The 24,976-nt window shown below is 42.0% G+C and carries 24 protein-coding genes; 22 read left to right on the top strand and 2 right to left on the bottom strand.

Annotated features, from left to right (window positions below):
- Positions 1-8: 8 nt before the first annotated feature.
- Positions 9-932: a hypothetical protein gene (locus MKY85_RS20040; protein ID WP_342570614.1), complete on the top strand. Its 924-nt coding sequence runs from the start codon at positions 9-11 to the stop codon at positions 930-932.
- A 320-nt stretch (positions 933-1,252) separates the two neighbouring features.
- On the opposite strand, the gene MKY85_RS20035 is transcribed toward MKY85_RS20040, so the two are convergent.
- Positions 1,253-2,131, bottom strand: coding sequence for an AraC family transcriptional regulator (locus tag MKY85_RS20035; RefSeq protein ID WP_342570613.1), 879 nt, complete (start codon positions 2,129-2,131; stop codon positions 1,253-1,255).
- A gap of 464 nt (positions 2,132-2,595) precedes the next feature.
- Here MKY85_RS20035 and MKY85_RS20030 point away from each other — a divergent pair, with 464 nt between their 5' ends.
- The 11 genes from MKY85_RS20030 (at position 2,596) to MKY85_RS19980 (ending at position 13,732) form a co-directional block, all read left to right on the top strand.
- Positions 2,596-3,780: an LLM class flavin-dependent oxidoreductase gene (locus MKY85_RS20030; RefSeq protein ID WP_342573432.1), complete on the top strand. Its 1,185-nt coding sequence runs from the start codon at positions 2,596-2,598 to the stop codon at positions 3,778-3,780.
- Between the two features lie 237 nt (positions 3,781-4,017).
- Positions 4,018-5,292 (top strand): extracellular solute-binding protein, encoded by a 1,275-nt coding sequence (locus MKY85_RS20025; RefSeq protein WP_342570612.1) that lies wholly within the window; start codon positions 4,018-4,020, stop codon positions 5,290-5,292.
- Positions 5,293-5,295: 3 nt separating this feature from the next.
- Positions 5,296-6,168, top strand: coding sequence for a sugar ABC transporter permease (locus MKY85_RS20020; RefSeq protein WP_017687487.1), 873 nt, complete (start codon positions 5,296-5,298; stop codon positions 6,166-6,168).
- Between the two features lie 49 nt (positions 6,169-6,217).
- The gene (locus MKY85_RS20015; protein WP_133385463.1) at positions 6,218-7,033 is read left to right on the top strand and encodes a carbohydrate ABC transporter permease; all 816 of its coding nucleotides are present in this window, start codon (positions 6,218-6,220) and stop codon (positions 7,031-7,033) included.
- A 112-nt stretch (positions 7,034-7,145) separates the two neighbouring features.
- Positions 7,146-8,363: an MFS transporter gene (locus MKY85_RS20010; protein ID WP_124116114.1), complete on the top strand. Its 1,218-nt coding sequence runs from the start codon at positions 7,146-7,148 to the stop codon at positions 8,361-8,363.
- Positions 8,364-8,643: 280 nt separating this feature from the next.
- Complete coding sequence (locus MKY85_RS20005; protein ID WP_342570611.1) at positions 8,644-9,714, top strand: cell wall hydrolase; 1,071 nt, start codon at positions 8,644-8,646, stop codon at positions 9,712-9,714.
- A 281-nt stretch (positions 9,715-9,995) separates the two neighbouring features.
- On the top strand, positions 9,996-10,670 hold the full coding sequence (locus MKY85_RS20000) for a hypothetical protein (RefSeq protein WP_342570610.1): 675 nt from the start codon (positions 9,996-9,998) through the stop codon (positions 10,668-10,670).
- Between the two features lie 205 nt (positions 10,671-10,875).
- Positions 10,876-11,235, top strand: coding sequence for a hypothetical protein (locus tag MKY85_RS19995; RefSeq protein ID WP_342570609.1), 360 nt, complete (start codon positions 10,876-10,878; stop codon positions 11,233-11,235).
- 66 nt (positions 11,236-11,301) lie between these two features.
- A complete protein-coding gene (locus MKY85_RS19990) occupies positions 11,302-11,586 on the top strand; it encodes a hypothetical protein (protein ID WP_342570608.1) in 285 nt (94 codons plus the stop codon).
- Positions 11,587-11,704: 118 nt separating this feature from the next.
- Entirely contained in the window at positions 11,705-12,457 is a 753-nt protein-coding gene (yaaA, locus tag MKY85_RS19985) for a peroxide stress protein YaaA (RefSeq protein ID WP_342570607.1), read from the top strand.
- Positions 12,458-12,853: 396 nt separating this feature from the next.
- On the top strand, positions 12,854-13,732 hold the full coding sequence (locus MKY85_RS19980; protein ID WP_342570606.1) for an SPFH domain-containing protein: 879 nt from the start codon (positions 12,854-12,856) through the stop codon (positions 13,730-13,732).
- A gap of 475 nt (positions 13,733-14,207) precedes the next feature.
- Here the strand turns inward: MKY85_RS19980 and MKY85_RS19975 are convergent, their stop codons facing one another.
- Positions 14,208-14,774, bottom strand: a complete 567-nt coding sequence (locus tag MKY85_RS19975) for a DUF4879 domain-containing protein (RefSeq protein WP_342570605.1) — start codon at positions 14,772-14,774, stop codon at positions 14,208-14,210.
- Between the two features lie 647 nt (positions 14,775-15,421).
- On the opposite strand from MKY85_RS19975, the gene MKY85_RS19970 reads away from it, so the two are divergent.
- From MKY85_RS19970 to MKY85_RS19925, 10 genes are all read left to right on the top strand, one after another.
- Positions 15,422-16,642, top strand: coding sequence for a WXG100 family type VII secretion target (locus MKY85_RS19970; protein ID WP_342570604.1), 1,221 nt, complete (start codon positions 15,422-15,424; stop codon positions 16,640-16,642).
- Between the two features lie 12 nt (positions 16,643-16,654).
- A complete protein-coding gene (locus tag MKY85_RS19965) occupies positions 16,655-17,254 on the top strand; it encodes a pentapeptide repeat-containing protein (RefSeq protein ID WP_133385454.1) in 600 nt (199 codons plus the stop codon).
- Between the two features lie 619 nt (positions 17,255-17,873).
- Positions 17,874-18,104 carry a hypothetical protein gene (locus MKY85_RS19960; protein ID WP_342570603.1) on the top strand — a complete coding sequence of 77 codons (231 nt, stop codon included), beginning with the start codon at positions 17,874-17,876 and terminating at the stop codon, positions 18,102-18,104.
- Between the two features lie 539 nt (positions 18,105-18,643).
- Complete coding sequence (locus MKY85_RS19955) at positions 18,644-18,838, top strand: hypothetical protein (RefSeq protein ID WP_342570602.1); 195 nt, start codon at positions 18,644-18,646, stop codon at positions 18,836-18,838.
- 848 nt (positions 18,839-19,686) lie between these two features.
- Positions 19,687-20,907 (top strand): SIR2 family protein, encoded by a 1,221-nt coding sequence (locus MKY85_RS19950; protein ID WP_342570601.1) that lies wholly within the window; start codon positions 19,687-19,689, stop codon positions 20,905-20,907.
- A gap of 24 nt (positions 20,908-20,931) precedes the next feature.
- A complete protein-coding gene (locus MKY85_RS19945) occupies positions 20,932-21,741 on the top strand; it encodes a hypothetical protein (protein WP_342570600.1) in 810 nt (269 codons plus the stop codon).
- 803 nt (positions 21,742-22,544) lie between these two features.
- A complete protein-coding gene (locus tag MKY85_RS19940) occupies positions 22,545-22,781 on the top strand; it encodes a hypothetical protein (RefSeq protein ID WP_342570599.1) in 237 nt (78 codons plus the stop codon).
- A 51-nt stretch (positions 22,782-22,832) separates the two neighbouring features.
- The gene (locus MKY85_RS19935; RefSeq protein WP_342570598.1) at positions 22,833-23,021 is read left to right on the top strand and encodes a hypothetical protein; all 189 of its coding nucleotides are present in this window, start codon (positions 22,833-22,835) and stop codon (positions 23,019-23,021) included.
- An 84-nt stretch (positions 23,022-23,105) separates the two neighbouring features.
- Positions 23,106-24,029, top strand: a complete 924-nt coding sequence (locus MKY85_RS19930; RefSeq protein WP_342570597.1) for an ATP-binding protein — start codon at positions 23,106-23,108, stop codon at positions 24,027-24,029.
- Positions 24,030-24,258: 229 nt separating this feature from the next.
- Positions 24,259-24,759 (top strand): hypothetical protein, encoded by a 501-nt coding sequence (locus MKY85_RS19925; protein WP_342570596.1) that lies wholly within the window; start codon positions 24,259-24,261, stop codon positions 24,757-24,759.
- The last annotated feature ends 217 nt before the right edge of the window (positions 24,760-24,976 follow it).

Genomic DNA, 24,976 nt, shown 5'->3' with positions numbered 1-24,976 from the left:
GGGAATATATGAGGCAACGGGGCAAGCTGGTGGGGATGGCGAAATGGGCCATTTTGGCTGTGGTGTTGTGCCTGCTGCTTCTGTCTTGGATGTTTAAATGGTTCTCCACCGAGCAACACAAAGCGACCTGGCTGTGGGACGCGTCCATTATTGCAGAACAGACACCTGAGATTATTGCTTTCTCGAAAGAACAGGGCGTGGATACCATCTTCCTGCAAATCCAGGATGAGGTGCCTGATGCAACATACCGCAAATTCATTGCGGCTGCCCGGCAGGCTGAGATTGAAGTGCATGGACTTAACGGCCATGCAGACTGGGCCTATGAGCAGAAGCGGGATGAAGGACTTGCTTTTATCGAGCGAGTGAGAGCCTACAATGCAGCTTCTGCCAAAAATGAACGTTTCCAAGGTATTCAACTGGATGTGGAGCCGTATCAGCTGAAACGCTGGGAGGATGAAGAAAGCAGTGTCATTGCGGAGTGGAGCGACAACATGAAGGCTTGGACGAAAGCGGGAGAGGCCGCCGGATTGTACATGAGCGCTGCCATTCCGTTCTGGCTTGATGCTCGTCAGTCGGCGGAAGGTGAGGGTACATTCAGCCGATGGGTCATCTCTCACTTCGATGCAGTGGCGATTATGGCTTATCGGGATAGCGGGCAGCAGATGTATGATCTGTCCAAGGAAGAATTGGAGGAAGCGGATGATCTGGGCAAGAAAGTCTGGATTGGCGCAGAACTCGCGGATACACACGAAGGGGATCACCTGACCTTTTTCCGTAAACCCGTTAGCAACATGAATGAAGAAATGGCCAAGGTGTTCGATCTCGGTTCTTCCCATTCCTCTTTTGCAGGTGTGGCTGTGCATCATTATGAAGCATGGTATGCGAAGGAGAACGGTATTCCGCTTGCACGTAAGGATGAGAAAAAGGAATAGCGTTACGTCAGTGAAAAGTTCCTGATTCCTGCATGATACGTGAATCAAGCTATAGTATAGAAAGAAGGCAAGTCCCAGGTAGATGGGGCTTGCCTTTTTTGGTGATGGATTAAGCAATGGGTTTTGCAGCACTATGATGTACAAGAGTGCTGAAAAATCCACTGTAATTCTCATCTAACAAGGCTGTTTCGATTTTATGGGAAGCTTCTTCGAAGTCCTCTTGTGCACGTTGTTCGCTGAAGGGGACATTGTACACAACCGCAAACAAGGCGTGGTACACGTGGCTTAATTTATAGGTTGGGGAGCGGAAGGTTGCTCCCTTACTGTTTCGTGTTTTCTGCGGTCCGATAGCGATTGGGTGGCAGTCCAACCTGCTTTTTGAACGCTTTGGAGAAGGAGAACAAGTCGGGATAACCCACGGAATGAGCCACTTCAGTTAAACTTAGCGGCGTCTGCACGAGTAGACGTTTGGCTTGATTCATTTTTAATTGCTGGATGTATTGTACGGGAGACAGACCATAGGCTTTGCGGAACTGTTTGGCAAAATGGGTTCGATCCACACCCGCATGAGCGGACACACCTTCCACGGAGATGCCACCTGCAAAATGAATATCCATGTATTCCTTGCCTTTCTGGAGCCAAGGTGTGGCTGAATCCGGTTGCAACCCTTTGGTGGCCGGTGAACGGGCTATCCGGTCAAAGAGGCTTAGAAACCGGGTGAGTCGCCCCAGATCGCTCGCTCCATCCTGTGGTTTACGAACATCCTCCATGAACGAGCGCATGGCGCTTGCAGTCTCCGGCGTCAGTACACCTGAACGATACGGTGAGTCGGGTGTGAGTCCGATTCGAGACAACAGTTCGGCTGCATATGCACCATCGAAGGCGATAAATATTTTTTGCAACGTGTCCTCCGGATCTGTCCAGTATTCATGTGTTACATGTGGATACAGGCAGAACGCATCCCTGGCTCGAAGGGCATGACGCTGTCCGTTCTGTATAAATGTACCTTCTCCCTCCAGCACAAATAACAAATAATGATAAGGTGTGGTGCGAGGGCCAATATGATAGTTGGTCTTGGCAATATTTCGTCCGATGCGAATCGGCCAGGCGCCCCCGGCTTTCTCAAATTCAGAGGGAGTGAAGAATATAATATCCAAAAATTCGTGGTGGTCCTCCTTCATGCGTTCAATCTCGGTCATCAGGAACACCTCTTTAGTATATAAGTATCGTTTGTGCTTTCTAAAAGTTTCGCTTATAACCTATTATACAGGTGGGTTTTATGCATATTCAAGATCAGCAAGACCTAAATCAGAGAAAAGACCACAAAATGACAAAATAAAATTGCCGCGAAATGACATTGCTCACAGACAAATCAATTGATATGATGTCCATACCTATTAAACCAAGTTAATTAATCGGCATTTGATTTTGAATATGCCTAATAAATCAATTTAAAGAATGACACGACAACGGAGGGGACAGAAAGGACCTGAAGAAGCGAAGCGGGCGCCTTTGTCACCGGATTTCCCCATGAAAGGGGAATAAGAAGAAATCTGGGGACAAGAGTGCTCGAAAGGTTTTCTGTACCCGAAGTGCTTGAGTGAAACATTTTTAGAGCAATTTATCATAGAAGGGATTGACTTTTGTGAGCGAACAGGAAGAAATGAAGTTTGGATGGTTTTTGCCTACAGCAGGAGATGGGAAGTATGTGGGGGTTGCCCCGGAGCGGGAGCCGAGTTTGGATTATCTGATCGATGTAGCACAGACGGCGGAGAAGGCAGGATTCGAATTTGTACTGATTCCGACAGGGGGAGCCTGTCTGGACGCATGGGTGGTTGGATCGGCAGTAATGAGTCACACGAAGACATTGCGTCCCCTTGTTGCCATTCGCCCGGGATTGGTTACACCCGTACTCGCTGCACGCATGGGAGCGGCATTGGATCAGCTATCTGGTGGTCGCGCCATGATCAATGTAGTGACAGGCAGTTCCGTCCGGGATCTGGAGGAACTCGGCGATCCACTCGCACATGCGCATGATGAACGTTATGTTCGCGCGAGCGAGTATATGGAAGTGATGAAGCGTTCATGGACGCAATCGACGGGACTGAATCTGACGGAGTTTGCCGGAAGTGGTTCAAAATCTGGTGCAGATGCACCCAGTGATCCCAATCCTGAATTCAACGGCCAGTATTACAACTTCAAAGGGCCGGTAGGCATGCCGGAGACGGTACAAAATCCGTATCCACCATTCTATCTGGGAGGAAGTTCACCGATTGCCAAGAAGGTCGCTGTGGAACATGCGGATACGTTCCTGATGTGGGGAGAACCTCATGACTGGATTCAGGAGCAGATTGAAGAGATTGAGGTCATTCGTCAGCAGGTGAAAGAGGAGACTGGACAAGATCGTCAGCTCCGTTACGGCATGCGTGCTCAGGTACTCATTCGGGATACCGAAGAAGAAGCATGGGCAGCAGCGTGGGAGATTATTAGCAAAGTACCACCAGAAGCTATTGAGAAAGCAAAAGCCGCATTTGCCGAGACAGATGCAACCAACCAACGCAGACAGAATGAGTTACGGGAACTGTCTGAGAAGCAGCAGTTTGTCGTAGGTCCCAACCTGTGGACAGGCTTGTCCGTTGTGCGTTCCGGCGGTGCAATCCTCATTGTAGGTACAGCCGAACAAGTCGCAGAACGCCTGATGGAATATGGAGATCTCGGCGTTACGACGTTCATTCTGTCCGGTTATCCGCATCTGGAAGAGGCCGAAATTTTCGGCCGGACCGTGATGCCGATCATTCGCGAAAAATGGAAAACAAGACAGAAGCAGCATTCATTTACTACTAACTAAGTTACTGTTACTACTAACTAAATAGGTTCAACTAATCTTTTTATACGAAAACGGAGAGGACAGAAATAACGTGAAGAAGCGAAGCGTTCGCCTTTATCCCCGGATTTTTCCTTTTATAAAAGGGAATCAAATAAATCTGGGGATAACAGCGATCGGAAGGTTATTCTGTCATCGGAGTGCGCTCAGTATAAACATTCTTTAGTTAACATATTAATCATCCTCAGGAGGTCGTCTTTCATGAAAAAAAATAAAAAAATGATCCTGCCGCTCGTCAGTATGCTGGTGATGTCCATCCTGTTGTCAGCTTGCGGTGGTGGGGATAACGCGTCCTCTGGAGATAACGGCTCCTCGGGTTCAGGCAAAGTTACGATCAGCTTCATGCACTGGCGTGGAGAAGATGTGGAAGCACTCAACAAGACCATCGATGCATTTGAGTCAGCCAACCCGAACATTAACGTGGAGATGCAGACATTGCCCTCCGATCAATATCAGTCCACTGTTCAATCCAAAATCAGTGACGGTTCGGTAGGGGATGTATTTGCATCCTTCCCGGGTGCACAATTCGAAGCCTTCACCAAGGCGGGATTGTTCACAGACTTGACCGGATCCTCGTTCCTGTCCGCTTACAATCCGAAGCTGATCGAAGCAGGACAGCACGATGGCAAGCAATATGCGATCCCGTATCAACTCGTATATAACGATCCCATTTATAACGTCAAACTGTTTGAAAAATACGGCTTGACGCCACCAACCGATTGGGAAGGCTTCCTGGCACTCTGCCAGAAGCTGAAAGACAATGGTATCATTCCGATTGCCTTTGCTGGAGCGGACATTGGCCCAGGGCAATTCATGAATACGATGGTGATGAACAACGCACCAAGTGACGACATTTTTACCAAAGTAGAAGCGGGCGAAGCCAAACTCACAGATGAGTTCTGGGTGAAAACGTTGACTCAAATTAAGGAATTGAACGATAAAGGTTACTTCCAACAAGATGCACTGGGTACGAAGGACCCTGCGGCTGGCGCACTGTTCATTCAGGAAAAAGCAGCCATGCTGGCAAGTGGATCATATCAACTCGCTCAGAACAAACAGCAGAATCCAAATCTGGAGCAAAAACTGCTTGCACCAATTACAGCAAGTGCAGATCAAGCGAAGTATGAAGGGGTGCATACGACCACATTCATGCTTGCAGTGAACAGCAAGTCGAAACATCCGGAAGAAGCGAAGAAGTTCATCGAATTCCTGAGTAATCCCGAAGTAGCAAGTGACTACGCCAACCAGACGGGACAGAATGTAACGGTGAATGATGTGAAGTACGATACGCCTGAGCTTCAGGTAGCCGGAGAATGGGCAAGCAAAAAGACCGTGTTCCAGCCACGGTTCACCATCCTGAACGGAGACAATCAAAAAGCAGTAACCAACTCCATTCAGGCCGTGCTGAGCGGTACTTCTCCAGAAGAAGCAGCACAGCAGGCACAAGCGATCATTGATCAGCATATCGGGAAATAAACGATGAAAAACCGTCTTCAGCTATCCCTGTTTCTGATTCCCGGGTTGCTGCTGTACGTTGGATTGTTCGTATTTCCTACATTGACGGGGCTGTTCTACTCCTTTACGGATTGGGACGGGGTATCCCCGTCGTATGCATTTGTAGGGCTGGATAATTACAAGGACAGTCTCAGCAGCATCGTATTCCGCAAAGCCTTTGGCAATAACGTGGAGTTCATGTTAACGGTTGTAATTGCACAAACCTTTATTTCACTTGTCCTGGCGCTACTTCTGGTACGTAATACCAAGACACGCATTGTGCTTCGGGCATTGTATTTCCTGCCTGCGATTCTGTCCTCCGTATCGGTCGGACTGATCTGGGCATTTATGTATGATCCATCCATTGGATTGATCAACTATGGACTGAATGAAGCGGGCATGAGCAGCATTGCTCGTAACTGGATTGGAGATCCCAAGATCGCCATCTATTCCATCGCTGCGGTTCAAGTCTGGGCCCATGCCGGCCAGATGATGATTGTATTCATCGCAGGTCTGCAAGGCATCCCGGCAGAACTGTATGAAGCGGCTCGCATGGACGGCGGCAGCAAATGGCAGGTGTTCCGTACCGTGACCTGGCCACTCCTGGCACCTTCGGCAACGATTGTTGTGGCCTATACAACGATTCAGTCGTTCAAGGCCTTTGACCTCATTTTCACGATGACGGACGGAGGGCCGAACTACGCAACTGAAATTTTGACAACCTATATCTATCATACCGCCTTTGGCAGCTATTCATTTGGTCTGGCTTCTGCCGGTTCGATGATCTTCCTGGTGTTGCTCGCGCTCTTGACACTTTTGCAGTTCAAGGCACTGCGTGCCGACCGGGTAAGCTATTGAGGTTGATGTTGGAGCATTCATCCTGCAACCGGGGCAGAAGGGAGTTCACATGTTTTTAAAATGGTTCAATCGCCTGATCCTATTGGTGTACGCGCTACTGATCCTTGTGCCGCTATACTTTGTATTTGTGTCTTCGTTCAAAACAAGCAGCAACTTCTTCACCAGTCCATTCAGCTGGCCGGACCCATTCACGTGGGATAACATCACGGGCATGTTCCGCAACCAGCCGATGTGGCAATATTTCGGGAACAGTCTGGTCGTGACGCTCGGTACGGTTGCCATTGAGTTAGTGCTGAGCAGTATGATTGCTTACGCCATTGTCCGCTGGGGCGGCAGCGTAGGCAAAATCGTATTTGCGTTGTTCGTGGCAGGCCTAATTGTTCCTTCTCAGGTGAGCATGCTGCCAATCTATTCCCTCACGCGTACACTCGGGTGGTCGGACAGTCTGACGGGCCTGATTGTCGTATCCGCGGCGATGCTGATGCCTGTATCTGTGTTCATGCTGACAGGCTTCATGCGTATGCTCAATTCGGAGATTCTGGAAGCGGGCAGTATGGATGGAGCAAGTGAATGGAGACTTTATACGCGGATTGCACTGCCACTGGCTGCACCTTCGCTGGCAGCAACGGCTACGTTCCTGCTCGTCATGGTCTGGAATGATTTGCTTATTCCGATGTTAATGCTCAGCAGTAAGTCAAAGCTAACGTTACCGCTTGCGCTTATGCAGTTCCGCGGGGAATACGTGACGAACTATCCGATGATGCTTACGGGTGTGCTGGTCACCGCCATTCCGATGATCGTGTTGTTCCTTCTACTCCAGCGTTATTTTGTTGCAGGTCTGACAGCAGGTTCACTCAAGGGGTGAGGTATCGCAGAAATCGGAAGGAAAAGCTTATTTTGCATTGATTTCTGGAGCATTCTGCATAATAATGATCTAGTGTCAGAATGACTACATAGAGATCAAGGGAGCTATAGTGATGAGCAAACTGGAAGTGTTGCGGAATCCCAAGCAGCGCAAGCTGCTGTTCAGTGCCGGCATGAGCTGGCTGTTTGATGCGATGGAAGTTGGGATGATCTCCTTTATCGTGGCTGCACTCGCCAAGGAATGGAGTCTTAGTCCCGGACAAGTCGGGGTACTTACGAGTATTAACTCGATTGGTATGGCACTCGGTGCTTTGCTCGCAGGTGCACTTGCGGACCGTTTTGGACGGAAGGCCATCCTGATGTGGACCTTGCTTATATTTACAATTGCAAGCGGTCTATCTGCATTGGCGACTGGATTCGCAGTGTTGTGTGCACTGCGTCTGGTTGCAGGTATTGGACTTGGTGGGGAGTTGCCGGTAGCATCCACACTGGTATCGGAGTCGATGCCTACAGCGGAACGTGGACGTGCCGTTGTATTGTTGGAAAGTTTCTGGGCTGGGGGCTGGATTGTATCGGCGCTCATTGCCAACTTTGTCATCCCGGAGTACGGATGGAGAATTGCCTTTGCCATCGGTGCACTTCCGGCGTTCTATGCACTGTATCTGCGTCGTGCCATTCAGGACCCGCCGCGGTATAAGAATCATGCCAAGCTTCGTAAAATCACGTTCCGCGAGAAAGTGGCTACCGTCTGGTCAGCACCACATCGCCGTACAACGTTGATGCTCTGGATTTTGTGGTTTACCGTCATTTTCTCTTATTATGGCATGTTCCTATGGCTGCCATCGGTTGTGATGGCGAAAGGATTTACGTTGGTTAAAAGCTTCCAATACGTGCTGATCATGACGATCGCACAGTTGCCAGGTTACTTCACCGCAGCGTACTTCATTGAACGTTACGGTCGCAAGTTCGTACTTGTTGTCTATCTTACGTTGACTGCATGCAGTGCGATTGCGTTCGGACTGGCAACAACGGAAGCGACGATCCTGGCCGCAGGGATCTGCCTCTCGTTCTTTAACCTGGGAGCCTGGGGTGGTCTGTACGCCTACAGCCCGGAATTGTATCCAACTTCTGTTCGTTCGACAGGTGTGGGTCTTGCCACATCGGTAGGCCGGATCGGTGGGGTACTTGCTCCACTGATGGTCGGTATGCTGGTTCAGCGTGAAGTGGCAATCAGCCTGATTTTCACCATTTTCTTCGTGACCATCCTCATTGGCGCAGCGGCTGTGCTGTTCTGGGGCCGGGAAACGAAGGGACAAGAACTCGCCGAGTAATTGTCATTATATTCAAGCGCAACTTTTGTACGGGTCTGCCTGCCTACGGAAACGGGGGCTAGACAAGCGGTACAAGGTTGATACAAGAAGAGGTGTGACCCTGATACGACCATGGGCTCATGCCTTTTTTTGTTGTGTCCAAGACTCATTTTTACATGCTCCATCGGTCCGATAGACTTCATTTTTTCTATATCCTATAATGACACTCGGGATGTAGAGCCGTGAGGATTCAGGGGAGAGAAATGGGATCTGGATTCAGAAAATGGAGGGTAACGAAAAGATGCAGACCAAGCGTGAAATGGATCAGATGAATGAATTCAATGAAAATAATAAGATGGGTGAAGCGACTCGTGCGAATAGCATAAATGGAAGCCACAACAACGTGATTGACATGGTGCGAGTACATGGAAATAACGACATACATGTAGCGTACCGCGATAATAACTGTAAACAACTGAGTGAGATGAACGAAATGTATGATGTGTATGTTGTAGATAAAAGTAAACCTACGAAAGAGATGGAGGTCACTAATATTATGAATAACATGACGTATACGAAAAATATGGAGTACACGGGCAGTGAGGATGTACGGGTTAGAGCCGGTAGCACAAATGAGGGGTCTGATGAGCAGTTGAGTGCTGACTTCATAGAACCCATCACCGTTAGCCGAAAAGTAACGCATCGGAGAGGGAGAAAGGCAGACAAAAGAGCAGGACGAGTGGGTATGCTTCTCGGTACTTGTGCGATGGCTGTCGGGTTGACCGTAGCAGCACCTTCTGCGGGAGCACAGAAGCTTGAACAGGGCGTTCGCAGTGAACATGTGCTGCAATTGCAGGAGCAATTAAGTGACCTGGGGTATTTTGACGCGGGAATGACCGGTTATTATGGTTCGATTACCAAAAGCGCTGTCCGCGAGTTCCAGCAGGCGCAAGGACTGAGTGCGGATGGAGTTGCAGGTCCCGCAACGCTGAACAGACTGAATAAAAAGGCCAAAGCGGAGGGCGAGACGCTACGCCAGTTGGCGAAGCTGATCCATGGTGAAGCGCGCGGGGAGTCTTTTGAAGGACAGGTTGCTGTAGGAGCGGTTGTCTTAAACAGGGTGCATTCGGATGCATTTCCGTCGTCGATCTCCAAGGTGATTTTCCAGAAAGGTCAGTTCACGGCGGTAGACGATGGGCAGTTCAATACAAAGCCGACCGCCACCTCTTATAAGGCAGCACGCCAAGCATTAAATGGCGTTGATCCAACGAATGGAGCACTTTATTATTACAATCCGAAGATCGCTACTTCGGTGTGGAGCAAGAGCAGGCCAACTCTGCTGACCATTGGGCAGCATGATTTTACGAGATGAGTTTAAGTAGAGAGATGTAGTTTAATATTTGAGATAATAAGGGTGAACCTCGGTTGTACGCTGCTGAATGCAGTTCGTGCTACCGGGGTTTGTTTTATGTATAGGTTTAGTACCCAGGCGATAAAGAAGAAGTTTCTGTTCCTTAAGAACCAGGGTCGGATATGAGTTGATGCATAGAACCGTAATTAGTGAGATATCTACAAAATGGATCTGAGGAACAAATCGAACAGGTTGGATCGAATGTGTTAGAATATAGGAATTATGGAAGTTGGAGGATCGAAATGGGAATACATAATAAGTTAAATCAAATTAGAGTTGAAAAACAATCAGCTACAAAACAAAATGTCCTTTCAATCGTAATTGTGATAACGATAGGGATAGTTTTAGGCTTAGCGGCAAAGCTTGTGGATACTCAGGGGATTAACCCTATATTTGATGATATCGGTGGACGTCTAGGTATTTGGATTTTTGTTGCCACACTCATATCAGTTTTTAGTTATTCTCCTAAACTAGCAGCAGCTAAAGTACTCTTCTTTTTTTTGTCGCTGCTAACCGTTTATTATGTATACACCGTGTTTTTCCTACATTTCTTTCCCATGAGAGAAATCGTTTTTTGGGGGATATGTGCAGTAGTATCTCCGGTGTGTGCTTATGTGATGTGGTATGCACGTGGGAATGGATGGGTATCTAGTTTAGTTTTATGCACTCCAATCACAGCTCTACTTTCCGAAGGGTATCAATTACGCGACGCATACTTGCCGGATCATACTCATTATTATTTGATTCCAATACTTATGGGAATATATCTAATCATGATTATTGTTTTATTATTTATTGTTCCTACGAGCAGACTTAAATTTTTGATTATACTACCAATATCTTTAATATTATCTTTCATCATAATATATTTTAATATTCTAGGGAGATTATTCGGTGGCTTGAACGGAGTGTTATAGCTCACTTTGACAGATTGTCACAACAAGTGTGACATATCCTCTGAGAACGATTTTTAAACGATTTTACAAACATGTAGATCAGTACTGATGAATATGTTAGAACTTCATTTTTAGTACGAAATATCAGGGTTTCTTGAAACTCATGTTAATTCTCTATTTTGCTTAGATGTATTTACTATAGCTTGACTAAAAAGGAGGATTTATTATGAAGAAAGTATCGTTTTTTTTTCTTTTTTTTCTTCTATTGACAGCATCCGCTTGTTCAAACAAAGTCGCTTCATATACAGGGGAGAGTGCGAATTGGAGTGTTTCATGTACAGTTCAAAGTAATAGCGATGTAGCAAGTTATGAATATGAAATTAGGTACTTAGGAGATAATCCTTCATTAATTGAAAAAGTTAAAACCAAATTTATGAGTGAAAATATTCATTCAAAGAGAGAAGTACCTTTTAATAATATAATCAGAGGAAAAGGTGAAGGGATGTCCCCATTTTTGGATGAGAATGAATTTATAGTTCAGATTGATTGGGAAGGAAACTCGGAGAAGATAATTGTTACCAAATAATGGTGTTAAAGGCAGAGATAGATATTAGTGATAATACAAATTACAGGCTAAGTGAGGTGAGTAGAAATGAAGTTGCTAAAGACCTCATTAGTTATCGTTGCACTAGTGGTCATCGCTTCTTTTACATGGTATGGCTCGTATAAGAGTGATATGAAGCAGCTGGAAGATGACTTTAGAACATATTTAACCGCCGAAAAAGGAATAGATGGGAATACGATTATAAGCATCACGGCTCGTCGAAGCAAAATGCCGATGTATCCTGTTGTCGTCCGATTCAAGGACAATCCGCAGGAATATATCTACTATAGAGCAGATGAATGGATTCAGCTGACGCCTGATCCGAATGAATAATTCAATCATACGAACTAAGATAATAGAGGATGATATGCAACACCATTGGATTTACCCATCCAATCCTGTACAATGGATAACGACAAAAACAAAGGTAGATTAAGGATGGATTAGCACGATGAGAATTATTATATCACCAGCTAAAAAGATGAAGATCGACACCGATTTGATGGCTATCGCGCAGATGCCGCAATTTATAAACGAATCAGAACAGCTATTGAGTTTGCTTCAAAAGTTATCCTATGACGAGCTCAAAGCGATGTGGAAGTGTAACGATGCAATCGCTGAACAGAACGTGGAGCGGATTCGGAATATGAATATAAAAACAAATCTTACGCCAGCCATCTATGCCTACGAGGGCATTCAGTATCAATATATGGCACCGGGCGTTTTTCAACATGAGGAACTGGCGTATCTTCAGCAGCATTTACGCATATTATCCGGTTTTTATGGCATTTTACGGCCTTTGGATGGCGTTACGCCGTATCGATTGGAGATGCAGGGTAAGCTGCAAGGTCCAGGTTTCAAATCGCTCTATCAATTCTGGGGCAGCAAGTTGGCGGATCAGCTTCAATCTGAAAGCAATTGTATTCTGAATTTGGCTTCCAAAGAGTATAGCAAGAACATCACACCTTTCCTGAAGAAGGAAACCCGGATGATCACTTGTGTATTCGGACAAATGGTCGATGGAAAACTTGTTGAAAAGGCAACCCGGGCCAAGATGGCCAGAGGTGAGATGGTACGATATATGGCTGAGCGGAAGATTACAGATGTGGAGGATATCAGAAGCTTTGATCGGTTAGGTTTTGTTTTTTCAGAAGAGAAGTCGGAAGAGAGTACTTATGTATTTATATATTCAGAGGGACAGTAGCCTGATGTACAAAGGTTTATAAATTTTGGTTCGTATAGGTTACACATTGGTAAATGCCATCAAATAATTTGATGGCTCTTTTTTTTTGTAGACTAAGGCAGTCTTATTCGGAATATGTTGTACCTACAGAGGTCTACAGGAAGCGACGCCGGATATCATTGAAACCTAATATGAATTTACAAAGTATATATAAAGAAGGATATAATTAGTTGCTATTTATAAATTTGTACTCGGTTACATCAAAAGAGGGGAGGATGAATATGCCATTTATTGGGGGAATCATTTTAATCTTGATCCTAGCATTTATTCTATGGGCATTAATGATCCCGCTATTCAATAAAATAGGTAGTAGAATTCTGAAGAAATATAATAAATTCAAACAAGAGGAGAATGGTGATGAAAAATTCAAAGACGTTTAGAGTAGGGGCAATTACAGTTGCATTCGTTATTATTGTGGGAGTATTACTGGTGACCTTCTTCGTCACACGAATTCCTAATGGTTATGTTGGGGTCGTGTATTCACCCAATGGAGGGGTAAAAGATAGCACACTGAGTCAAGGGTGGAAACTGGTTGGAGCGTTTGATAAAGTAACCAAATATCCGATCCGAATTCAAACGGTGGAATACAGAGATATTCAAATTGCTACATCTGACGGAAAGAACATCACCATCGATTTTGCTTACAACTACCAAGTAGAACCAAGTAAAGTATCTTCTATTTTCAACACATTTGGGCCAATTAGCATTCAAGAAATTGAGGATACATATCTCAAAACACGTTTCCGTGATGCAGCTCGTAAAGGTATTTCCAAGTTTACAGTCATTGATGTGTATGGTGAAAAGTCATCTGAAGCAGGTGTGGACGTGCAACAACGTTTTTCGGATGACGTTAAAGAGTTAGGTTTTATCGTATCCAACGTTACTGTAGGTGTTCCTCAACCTGACGCCAAGACGCAGGAAGCCATCGATAAACGTGTCGAAGCTTCTCAAGAATTGGAACGCAAAACGACTGAACTTGAGATCGCCAAGAAAGAAGCAGAGCGCAAGCGCGTGGAAGCGCAAGGTAATGCAGACAAACTATTAATTGAAGCAGAGGGTCAAGCTAAAGCCAATAAAGAGCTTCAACAATCCTTATCCAGTCAACTCGTTGAATATGAAACCATCAAGAAATGGGATGGAGCCCTTCCATATGTGAGTGGATCAAATACGCCAATGATTCAATTGCCGGGTACTAAAGTAGAGCAAAATAGTGGCGCGGGAAGCGTATCTCCCTAATTAGCGGTTGAAAATGCACGCCTTGCTTTCTCAACAAATTAATGTGTTGAAATTCAAATGAACAAGCCAGTCCAATCGTGGGCTGGCTTGTTTATTTTTGATGCATTTCAGAGGTACGACAAGAGGCACTGGATTTATTTAGTCTAAAGTTTGGATTCAAGAGTAGTGCGAACGTAGCATTGTTGGGTACAAGTTCAGGCTTATTGTGGCAAAAAGATGCTCGGCATTGCCTTGGCAATTTTTGCTCGGCTACTGCTCTTAGGGTAACGTCACATTGAGAAAAGACGCAGGGATACATATCCCTGCGCCTGATCAAGCTAACGTAATTGTTAGCTGAAGAATTGAGCTGTCATATCATATTGGGGGCGATCCGATTCGTTTCCAAAGCTGATGAGCTTTTGGGTTTACCTCCCGTATTCCTCAGGATAGAACCAAGATAGCCAGTTCCTCCAATATTCAGATAACATCCTTCCTGTTAACGAACATTAATCCAAGCGGTCCACTGTGTTGGGATGTTAATGGAATAGACCGTACCTACAAATTGTCCGCCTGTTGTATTAGGGGATTCATAAACCCAAGAATGGGCAAAAGCATCTATGACACGATCACCGTCCAGATCAATAGCTTCAGACCAGTTGTTTGTCATTGTATTGCCGGCGAGTTTGCCGAAGTGACTGCTGTCATAACCGATCTGGAACGTAATACACTGAATCCATGCACCCCCATGATCATTGGTCGTGGAGAGCGGGTTGTTATTGAAGCCGTAAATCTCTTGACCGCCATTAGGAGATACGACACCATATACATTAATGTGAGATACGTTCGGAGCAGGCGCAAACAGAACTGGACCACCCGCATTATCAGCCTTCTGCGCTTTAAATTCAGCCTTAGCAGCCTCAACAGCTTCACGGAATTCTTTGGAATTAATAATCTCTTCCTTTGTCAACGGTTTGGCTTGGGTCACGTCACCATCTGCATAGGCAGCTACATTAAACGAAAGCACGAGAACAAGTATAAGAGCTAAACTAAACATTTTTCTCATAGCAATAAATTCCACCTTTCTTGTTATGGGTATTCTTTTAGAAAATATTGATAACGACAAATAGACCTGCTTGCAGATAAAGCCCCTTGCCCTCCTCTCTTATGAAAATGGTTCTACCCTCTTTGTTCTTTACTGAAAACAGAAATAAAGGAGATAGAACTCTACAGGCTAGAAAACTCTATGAAGTAGGAATGTATATGTAAAATGAATGCCTGCCAATGATTATGTGTTGCAGACAAAATGTGAAACTCAATTATAAGAATTAATATCTTAGCTGTGGTAGGCTCTGACACATATGTTGGAGTATAATATTCCAAAATAATTATTTAAATTGAAATATATTACATATATATAAACATATAGTACCTCTGATCTCCAGTTAAAGTCAAGTTACTTCATTAATGCCATGAATAATTAAAGTCTGTTGTTCGTCGCAGTGAAATGCCACAGTATCCTTTGTCGTCAAATTGAATGAAAACCCTTTGGAATGTATACACCTACATAGAAATCGTATGGGACTGAAGGACGGATATGGATCATTCTAAGCGTGGATTGATGCAGTGAAATCAGGAGATTAGCCGGATATCATTGCCATTAAACTTCTGCTAACATAGTCTTATCATATATTAGATGAGCGGTGAACATGGATGAGTACCATTAAAGTTACCCCTGAACAGTTACATCACGTATCGAATCAAATAGATCAGGCGAGGCAACAATTGGAGCATATACGGGAGGATCTCTCAAGACAGATTATGTTCCTTCAGCAGATGTGGCTGGGTGTAACGCAGGAGCGATTCTTCTATGAATTTGAGCAGTCGCGCCCTGTATTGCAGAAGGCGCTGGAAAGTATGGTGGGCATCTCCAAGGAACTTAAGGATATCGCCATGCGGTTTGAGAATGCTGATGCTCAGAAGGTGAGTCTGGGTAATGCCGTTGGTACTGTTGGCGCTGTAACGATGATGGAGACCTCGAGATATTATGCCGGTTCGGATGATAAGGGCTATGGGATGGCACAAGTCAATGTTTTTGGAAAATGGATGTGGATGCCTGTCAACGAGAATGGAGTTGCGGATCAGTCTGCGCTCCAAGCTTATGAGAGAGATCAAGGGCATTTGGATATTAATCGAATGCAAGCTGTAAATGCTGAAGCGTCAGGGGAAGATATCTTTGCGATGCAGATCAAGGCATTTGAAATGGGAATCGATCCGTTCACAGGCGAGCCTGTATCCGATAAGTATGCTCAGATGATGCTAACTTCCCTGAAGTTCAGCCAACTATTCATGGCATTTCAGATGGTTCGCGGGAGTATGCCGGGCGGTAAAGGACCTTTTCGCTTGCCTTCTTCTCATCCAGCTGTGGCGAGGATTAAAAAGAATTTGGAAGCGGCTGAAGCGAGGAAAACGAGTAAAATTAAAGGGATGGGTAAAGATACATACACTGGAGGCAGGAATCACAAAGAGTTGGATGATTTGGCTCGAGATCCTTCTGGTGGTGGGAAAATAGAACCCAAAAATATAAATGAAAGAGAGGTTGGATTACAATTAGAAGCAAGAGGTGATTTAGGGAGAATAATACGTGATTCACAAGCAGATAAGGGCGCAGAGTTCATTGATACCACTACGGGCATAAAGTGGGACGTGAAGAGTTTTGAATCATATCCAAGTGGTAGGAACGGAATACCTATAACCAATCCTAAAAAGGGTGCTTTTACTATTCAAAATGGTATGCAAAAAATACATGAAGAATTTGCTAAGGGGCATGACGTAATTATTGATACGAAAAAAATGGTGCCAGAGCATATTGAACAACTGAAGAAAGCAATTGATAAAGAAGGAATAGCAGATAGAATATTATGGTTCCCCTAAAGGAGTGGAAAAATGGAAGAAAAAGATATTATCAATATGTTTGATTTGCATAAAAAGTGGGTTGAGACAATTGGTGATGAAGGTGAACAGTTAAAGTTAGATGAAGTTGATTTAAGAGTTTTTGACTTATCTGATGTATTACTTGAACAATCCTATTTAATAGATTGCACGTTTGATGATCTCAAACTGGAAAATATTGATTTTCATTCATCATTATTAGCCTCATCAACTTTTATCAATACATGTTTAGATAAATGTGATTTTTATAAATCAGATCTCAGGTATACGGATTTTTCCAACTGCATCATTAAAAATAGTAGATTTAGTAAAGGTGATTGTTGGGAAGCAGCATTTAATAACGCATGTTTAGTTGATTGTAATCTGATTAATGTATCTTTCCATTTAACCGATTTTAGAAATGCAAGACTAGAAAATATAGATATAAGCGTATCGACATTTAAAGATACGTTGTTAAACGGAGTAACACTAAAGGGTATTAAAGGGATAGAAGAAGCTTTTTTTCAGAGTATAAATATTGGCACACCGGAAAAACCATTGCTGTTAGAAAAAGAAGAAGCTAGGAGATGGTTTTTAGAAAAATGTGAATCTTAAATATTTATTTCATTACATTAAACAGGTTGATCTTAGTTAGGTACCACGATGATTGACCTGTTTGTCATATCTTCGTTTTCCGGCCATCTTGTAGATAACAAATGAGTTTAATAAGAGTAAGGATGATGGCTTTGACTTTACAAAAAACAGTGGAAACATTGCATCAGTGGATTGATCAGAATTGATCGACATTAAATCAGACAGAATTAAAGATAACGAGAGAGACTGTAGACTCTTTATACAATAAATTGCTATCTGAAATAGATCATACGGACAACTCGGATCATTTATTGGAAGCAATCAATTACGAACTTACTCATTTCTTTCTGTCCATTCCTTGTGTAATGAAGATGTATCAAAGATTGATTTGGTTAAATCCATCCAACCGTTCCTACTATGAAAGGTTTACAGATTACCTTTTACAATATGGTCCCGATTGGGAGGAAGAGGCGAATACTTTAATCGAACTTTACATGAAAGAAGATCTTCGAAAGGCTTGTGAATTTACACAAAAGATTGAGCAAGTTAAAAATTTTGAAAATAAGTAATCCATGTCCAGGTATCATTTAAGATGGTGACCCTATAAAAGACTTCATCAATGGTTTGAATAGGAGGAGATATGTTGACTACTCAAATGAATGAGGTAATTTTTTCGACTAATTTATCTAAAGCCGTTGATAAGATAAAAAAGGCAAAAAACATTTCGAGCGATATCGTTAAGTTTGTCATAGAGCCCGTTGGGGAACAGGGGGAAATGTTAGATGGTGGCGATGAAATGATGAAACACCTTGTGTTATCTAAAGAGAATGTTGGCAGTAAAAAACTATGGTTAGAAGATGTTGGGTTTTAGGAGGGCTTTTTCCGAAAGCTCCAATATGGATTAATGTATCTTTTTTAAAATTGAAGGAGATACCGCTATCTTCAAGCTGGAAACCAGTTTACATTTTAGAAAACCGACTTTATTAAGAAATGCTGAAGCAGGTCATGCTCCTTTTAAAGCCATAACCATTTTATCAATTGAGTTGTACGCAGGAAAAGGGTTTGGGTTCATTCCTAATTAATGATACTCTTTCGCATTGGTGAGATACCACTATGATTGATCTGTTTTTTTTGTTACCTTGGTTCTTCTGCGTTTTTTAAGAAATGACTTGGACACAACAGATTGGAGATATCAACATGATTAAGTATAGGTAAACCATTGAATATAAAAAAGATTTCAACGAAGTTATCGTGGACTTAGGCATCGATTCATCGTTAAAGAATGGGTATCTGATTAGTAATTCTTTGGGATCGGATATATTTGGAGACTTCGCCACGATCCAGGAAGAGATCGGAAACTTAATCAAATTATTGAAAGGGGAAATAACGTTATACGAGGGAGGAGGGAATGTGAACTTAATTAAATCTGATAAGTGTTTTACAACTTTTGAAGATATCTTTGCAGAAGAAGATGAAGAGGACAGTGTATGTGAAATTGAGACGTTAGAATATTTAAAGATACTATTGTTATGGGCAAAAGAGAACTTTCAATATAAAAGCCAGACAGGCGTTATTGTGAGAGAAGAAGCAGAATTAGCATTATAGTGGATAAACAAAAAATATATTGAGGTTTGCGTTTTGGGTCAAAAGATGGAGCTTGAACGTATTCGGCCACGAGAGCCCACAATGATCCACGCCAAGAGACTCAAGCAGAACGGATCGTCATAAATCTGAATGACTATAAGGGATATCTCATAGAAGACTTAATAAAGCAGTTTGAGAAGGCTAATTATGTTTTACATATTTTATTGGCCCATAAACATGAACTTGAACAGTTGAAGCAACTAATAATCGAGACAGTAAGCAAAGGGGGAGCGTTGAAAATTCGGATCACCGAATACCCGTGGTTTAAAATGAGCAATTATATGAACTATTGATCTGCGGTACTATAATTACTTAATGATGATACGTTGACTTCTCAATTGACCGCAAGAAAATGGTCAATGACCAGTAAGGGGAAGATACTACTTGAAAGTAAGAAGGACATGAAAAAGCGCGGATTAAAATCACCTGACAGAGCTGACGCATATGTTCTCACCTTCGGTAAATATTTGATGGGAGCACCACAGTCTATAATGACTCCAACAATAGGATAGTATCAATAAAAAGGTAAAATGGATTTACTTAAAGTAAAAACATCAGCTTAATATACTTTCGTGACTAAAGGATGTTCAGTTGTCATCAGCGCGAGTCCGTAAGCGTATAGAGCACTAAAGCTATATACACTGACGTATAAAGAATGATGCTATTTGGATTCTGTCAGTGGCAGTAGGAATTTTATTTTGAATTAGATAGTGAATAAAGGAAAAAGAAAGGGAAGTTCTCTAGCTGACTACCTTTTCTTTTTTTTCTATATTATTATAAAAATAAACGTAAAGGAGAGAAGGATTTTTATGCGTGTCACAGCACTTCTTGGAGCAGGAGCTAGCGTCGATATAGGAGGTCCGTTATCCACACATCTTACAAGAATAGTGAGGGAAACACCCCAAAGGATTTATGATTTTGAAACCCATAATTTTGTCGAATATGAGTTTCTTGAGGAAGTGTCTTCGGAACTGGATAATTTTTTTTCCCCTTCTATTTGTCACTTTGAAGACGTTTTTTATACATTAGAGAGTCTTATCTCTTTTGCAAGATTATCACAGTCTGGGACTATGAAAAAATTCAAACCTCATTTAGGAGGGTTTTTAGTCCCTAGTAACACTAATTTTTTTAATCAAGAACTGTTGCAACATGCTAAACGAGACCTAATTACTCAAGTATCTAAAGAGATCAATAACTATAGTGTTCAGTATGATCCGAGGGAAGAACATTCTTGGTTTGCTTCGTTTTGGGAAAATGCAACTAGTCAATGTCATTGGGATATATCAACATTAAACTATGATAATTGCATGGAAGTAAGTATTTCTGAATATGAAGACGGATTTGAAAATGAAATAGAAGGGGAGATTTTCAAAAGATTTAATCCCAAAAAATTGCTAAATAATCATGAGAAAACAAGAATAATGCACTTACATGGGAGCATTTTATATGGTCATCTCACCACTTCGGATAATAGAAACATATTTGAAGATGATTTTCATGATCTCTATCTATATCCCACATTTGAAGATGCATATCAAACTTGGTTCAATCAATCTAGCTTTACCGCTCAATCCCACGATGAAGCGCACATTGGACCAATTATTACTGGATTAAAAAAAACTGATAAGCTTCTGCCGTATCCTTATAGTACATATTATTTTCAGCTGCAGAAATCATTGCTTGAAAATGATCGTCTACTGATTATAGGTTACTCCTTTGGTGACTATCACATTAATAGTTTGTTAGAAAGAGTTATTCGCAACCATGGAGAAAGTCGAAAGATAGTGATAATTTCTTATTTCCCTAATCCTTCTGATTGGTGTCCTGATATTTCAGTTATGGGATGGCCAGAAAATGAAATGCTTCGTTTCATTGCAAAAGCCTTTAAAGAGGCCGCTCCTTTTTCACAAGTTAGGGAATACAAGGAGAAAATAGAGTCTGTTGATGGAAGAGCACAAATATATCTAGGTGGAGTAAAAGACACATTCGAAAAATATGGATCGGATATTATCCATTTTTTAACCAACTAAAACTAAATGGTAATGGAGGATGTAATGATAAATGAAGAATTTTTCAACACTTATATTCGTCAAATAGAAGATATTAATTTGTTTTCGGAGATTTTTGAGATTGGAAGCGATGCGTCTTACAAGGTGCGAAATGAGTTGGTGCACAACAACTCACAGAGAGATACTTCTCAACTAATGAAAACGATGGATTTGGCACACTTTATCGAAATTCAAGAAAAAAAAGGTTTTCCATTCCTATACAACCTGTTGTCCATTCGAATTTGGAGTTTACTAGAAGCATTTGTAGATGAATTTATAATAAAAATATTGATCGAAAAAGAGGATCTTAGAAGTATTTCTCAGTTAGGAAGGTTAAAGGGCGAATTGATTAATTTTTTATATAAGCCTAAATATGAACAAGCAGATTTATTACTTGATTTATTGAAGGCAGATCAGAAAATTAATGGACAGTTTGGTGTTGGTAAATTTGAGAGTTTGCTAAACATCTTTGATCATGGTGGTCATATTAATAACTTGGTATCCAAACAGTTGATGGAACTTTCTCAAATAAGAAATATTCTTGTTCACAAGAATGGTCTGAGTGATGAACGAGTAATAACAAATTGTCCATGGTTAGATCTTGAGCTCGGTCAGGAAATAAATCTTGATTTAGGTCATTTCCAAAGATATATGAATTCCGTATATTGGTATGTTTTGGAGGTCTTTAAAAGGCAGAGTTTAAATTCAGAAAGAACTAATCTAAGAGCACCAATTGAACAGAGGCAGGAAGAGGCAATAAATTTGATTACTTATTACCTAAAGTTTAAAAGTATACGTAAAAAAAGAAATGGTTAATTACGTTAATTGCTCTATTGACCGGATTATTACCTAATGATGACCGTTTAATAGACCTTTAAATTGATATATTTGTACTTTGAAAATCGGGCAAGAATGAAACGCACAGCTGCAATAGCGGCATATGACTGGGGCGTTCCTCTTCTCGCCTTTTCTACTGCTTGGTTGTTAAATTATCGAAATTGATGCAATTTGGTTGTAATGATCATTTTGAGGTAATGCTCGATATGGTCCAAATGTGAAATAGCAAGGATTAAGCAGGAAACAACGGGTTTGTTCCAGATCATTGGTACTCACCCGTTTTCTGTTCTTTGACCTGCATTTGGTAGCTTCAGTAAAATGGTCTTGTTCTTTCTCCATAGTTACATAGTACGTATGCATTTAAAGCAAAGAGCGTAGCGCTTTTGCGGCGACCGTTTCGGGCGCATGCTTTTAGGACGTAACACCAACTTCATACATATCAAATTTTAAAGTCCTTCCTTCATGGATCGGCTTTTTTTCATTGGAGGAATTGAAGTGATCAGCAGAAGACGGAAGAAGATACGCATTCGCCCCAACAAGCAGCCGGAGAAATGCAAAGACTGTGTAGTAGATGGGATGGAGTGAAGCAGTTTTGTAGTAGACCTATGTGTTGTAAGGAGGTAAAATTAGGTAAACAGGAGGTGCGCTATGAAAGAACAAGCAATTAAAACTTGTAGAGATCACATCGAATCTTTGGAAAAAAACTGACCAAAATTTATACGGTAGAACAGTTTCAGCACACTCCAAAGGACAGTGTTAATAATGTAGATGTGCGTGAAAGGTTGGAATTAAGTAATTTTTTAGTAAACATTTACTCAAAACTTGAACGAGAAGGCATTAAAGAAGGAGAAACTTTTGAAAAATACCATACATACTTAACGAATGCTAGATATGGTGTTGATCAAGCAGAAAAAGTGAAAAAACAGATTGAAAAGGATAATTTTGCAGAAATAAAGAACATAAGTGTCCTATTACATGCATTCGAAGCGGAAACGGGACTACCTATGTGGTGTTTCTAAAGGAAGAGCCTTTCTAAATGTCGAATCTTGATGACCTAGGGGGTGACCGATTTGTCAACTGAGATTAAAGCTTTAGGCATTGAAATTGATAGAGTTAAAAATTTGTTGAGGAACGCTGGTATTCAGGATGAAATTATCATTAATACTGTGGCAGGCATCATTGATACCAATAACAGGATGATCCATGCACAAGTTGAAGATATGATCAATGAAGCTATAATAAAGAGAGTAAGGAAATAAAAAAGCATCCTTCGTGGTGCTTTTTTTCCTTGAGCGGAGCAACCTTTCCAAGGCCGAATTTATAAAGAAGTGAGGAGGTATTGAATGATTACTAAAACAGATTGGACGGAACAAGATATTCAGCAGCTTATAACTAACCAAGTCAAGGAAAACATAAAGCTCGACTATAAGGCTTGCGCTTCCTTAAAAAATGATGAGAAGTGCAAAAATGAACTCTCAAAGGATGTCTCGGCTTTTGCAAACTCAGATGGTGGCATTTTAATCTATGGTGTAATTGAGAAGGATAATGTCGCAGTAAAGATTGATGACGGGTATGATCCTAATATAGTAAAACGGGAATGGATTGAAGATAATATTCATGGCCGAATTCAGAGACGTATTGAAGGTATTCGGATCTTTCAGGTTGATCTGAAAATAACCAACCCAGGAAGAGTTATTTACATAATCTCAATCCCCCAAAGTTTAGACGGACCTCACATGGCAAACGATCATAAGTATTACAAAAGATTCAACTTTAAATCGGCGCCTATGGAAGATTATGAGGTTCGTGATGTAAGAAGAAGGAATAATGTTCCTAATGTGAATCTATGGTTTACAGTAGAAGATGTAGAAGATGAAATTGTTGAAAAAAAAATAGCACTAAATGCTGCTAATACTTCTCCGGTACCTGCAGAATACTATGGTGTACGAGCATATATTGATAATAGAATTGAAATTAGTTCAGAAGGTGATTTTGTTAAGTTGAGCAATGATTACATTATTGAAAGAGATGGATTAAATATATCGACTACATGTTACTACAAACTGTTTGCTCTGCCACACCATAGTCCACTTTGGGACGGGGAGGAATTCAATCTCAGTCATTTCAAATTCAAAGTCCCTTTAGTTAGTGAAGGAGATTACGTTCTAGCTTGGAGAGTATCAGGTCCTGGATTCGGAAAGGATGGTTCTCAGTTAATGCAAGTTAAGAATAATTTTATTCCACTCACTGCAAGCAAGGCACCTTAAGAGGTGCTTTTCTTTTGCCTTCATATAACAGAATGTGAGCCGTTCTGAGCTTCTTAACATGAGAACGTATGTTTGCAGGTATCAGTCCATTGAAGAGCGAAGAACAGCATCTGAGTGAGTGTACGCATGCATATGATGGTCACCCAAACGTTGAAACCAACTCAACACAAATCTACAAAAGGATTTCCTTATTATGCGTCGAAAATTGACAGCAAAAGGGGGAAGATGGATGAGCTTTGACTGGGGTGGATTTACAGGTGGAATCATCGGTACCATGGGAGCATTCGGCGCAGCTTGGTACACTATGTGGAAACAAAAAAAGAACGAGAAACCAATGATAGATCAAAGAACTAGAGAAATTATTGTTGGAATAAGGAACACCTGCGATAAGTACTGGTGGGCAATTATGAGAGAAGATTTCGAAGATACCAGTGATGCTATCTTAAAAACAAACGAAATTATTAGTAGCATGAAGGTCTACCTGTCGGCAGCTGTTGGAACAGACGGCCTTTTGGTCTTGTTGGTGCTCCAAACAATTGATGGCATCGATAATTTAGTGGACAACTATACACGCAACGTGAAGACTGATGAAAGTTTGAAAAGTTTAACTCAGGCTGTGTTGTTAGTACTCGCGAGCAAAATTGAAGAGTGTGAACAAATGGAAAAAGAGTTATTGAATAGGTACACTACTCAGAAAAGACGGTGGAATAGATTTTTGTTCTGGAAATAGATATGAAGGGCAGATCCTCGTGGACTGCCCTTCCTGTTTTACTGACCTTGGTCGTGTTTGAGCTTGGCAATCTTGTAGCTGCAAATAGTATATATGCTATAAGCTACAGCTACAAACATTACCATGATTGTGAATAGAATAGGCAACAACATGGCGTTCTCCTCCCCTCTATTGGTCTCACAATAAGAATCGTTTTATGTATAAGTATTGTTGCTGA

The organism is Paenibacillus sp. FSL R5-0749, assembly GCF_038595085.1.
Lineage (GTDB): Bacteria > Bacillota > Bacilli > Paenibacillales > Paenibacillaceae > Paenibacillus.
Note: the sequence above shows the minus strand (reverse complement) of the source record. Positions and strands in the feature narration are given on the sequence as shown.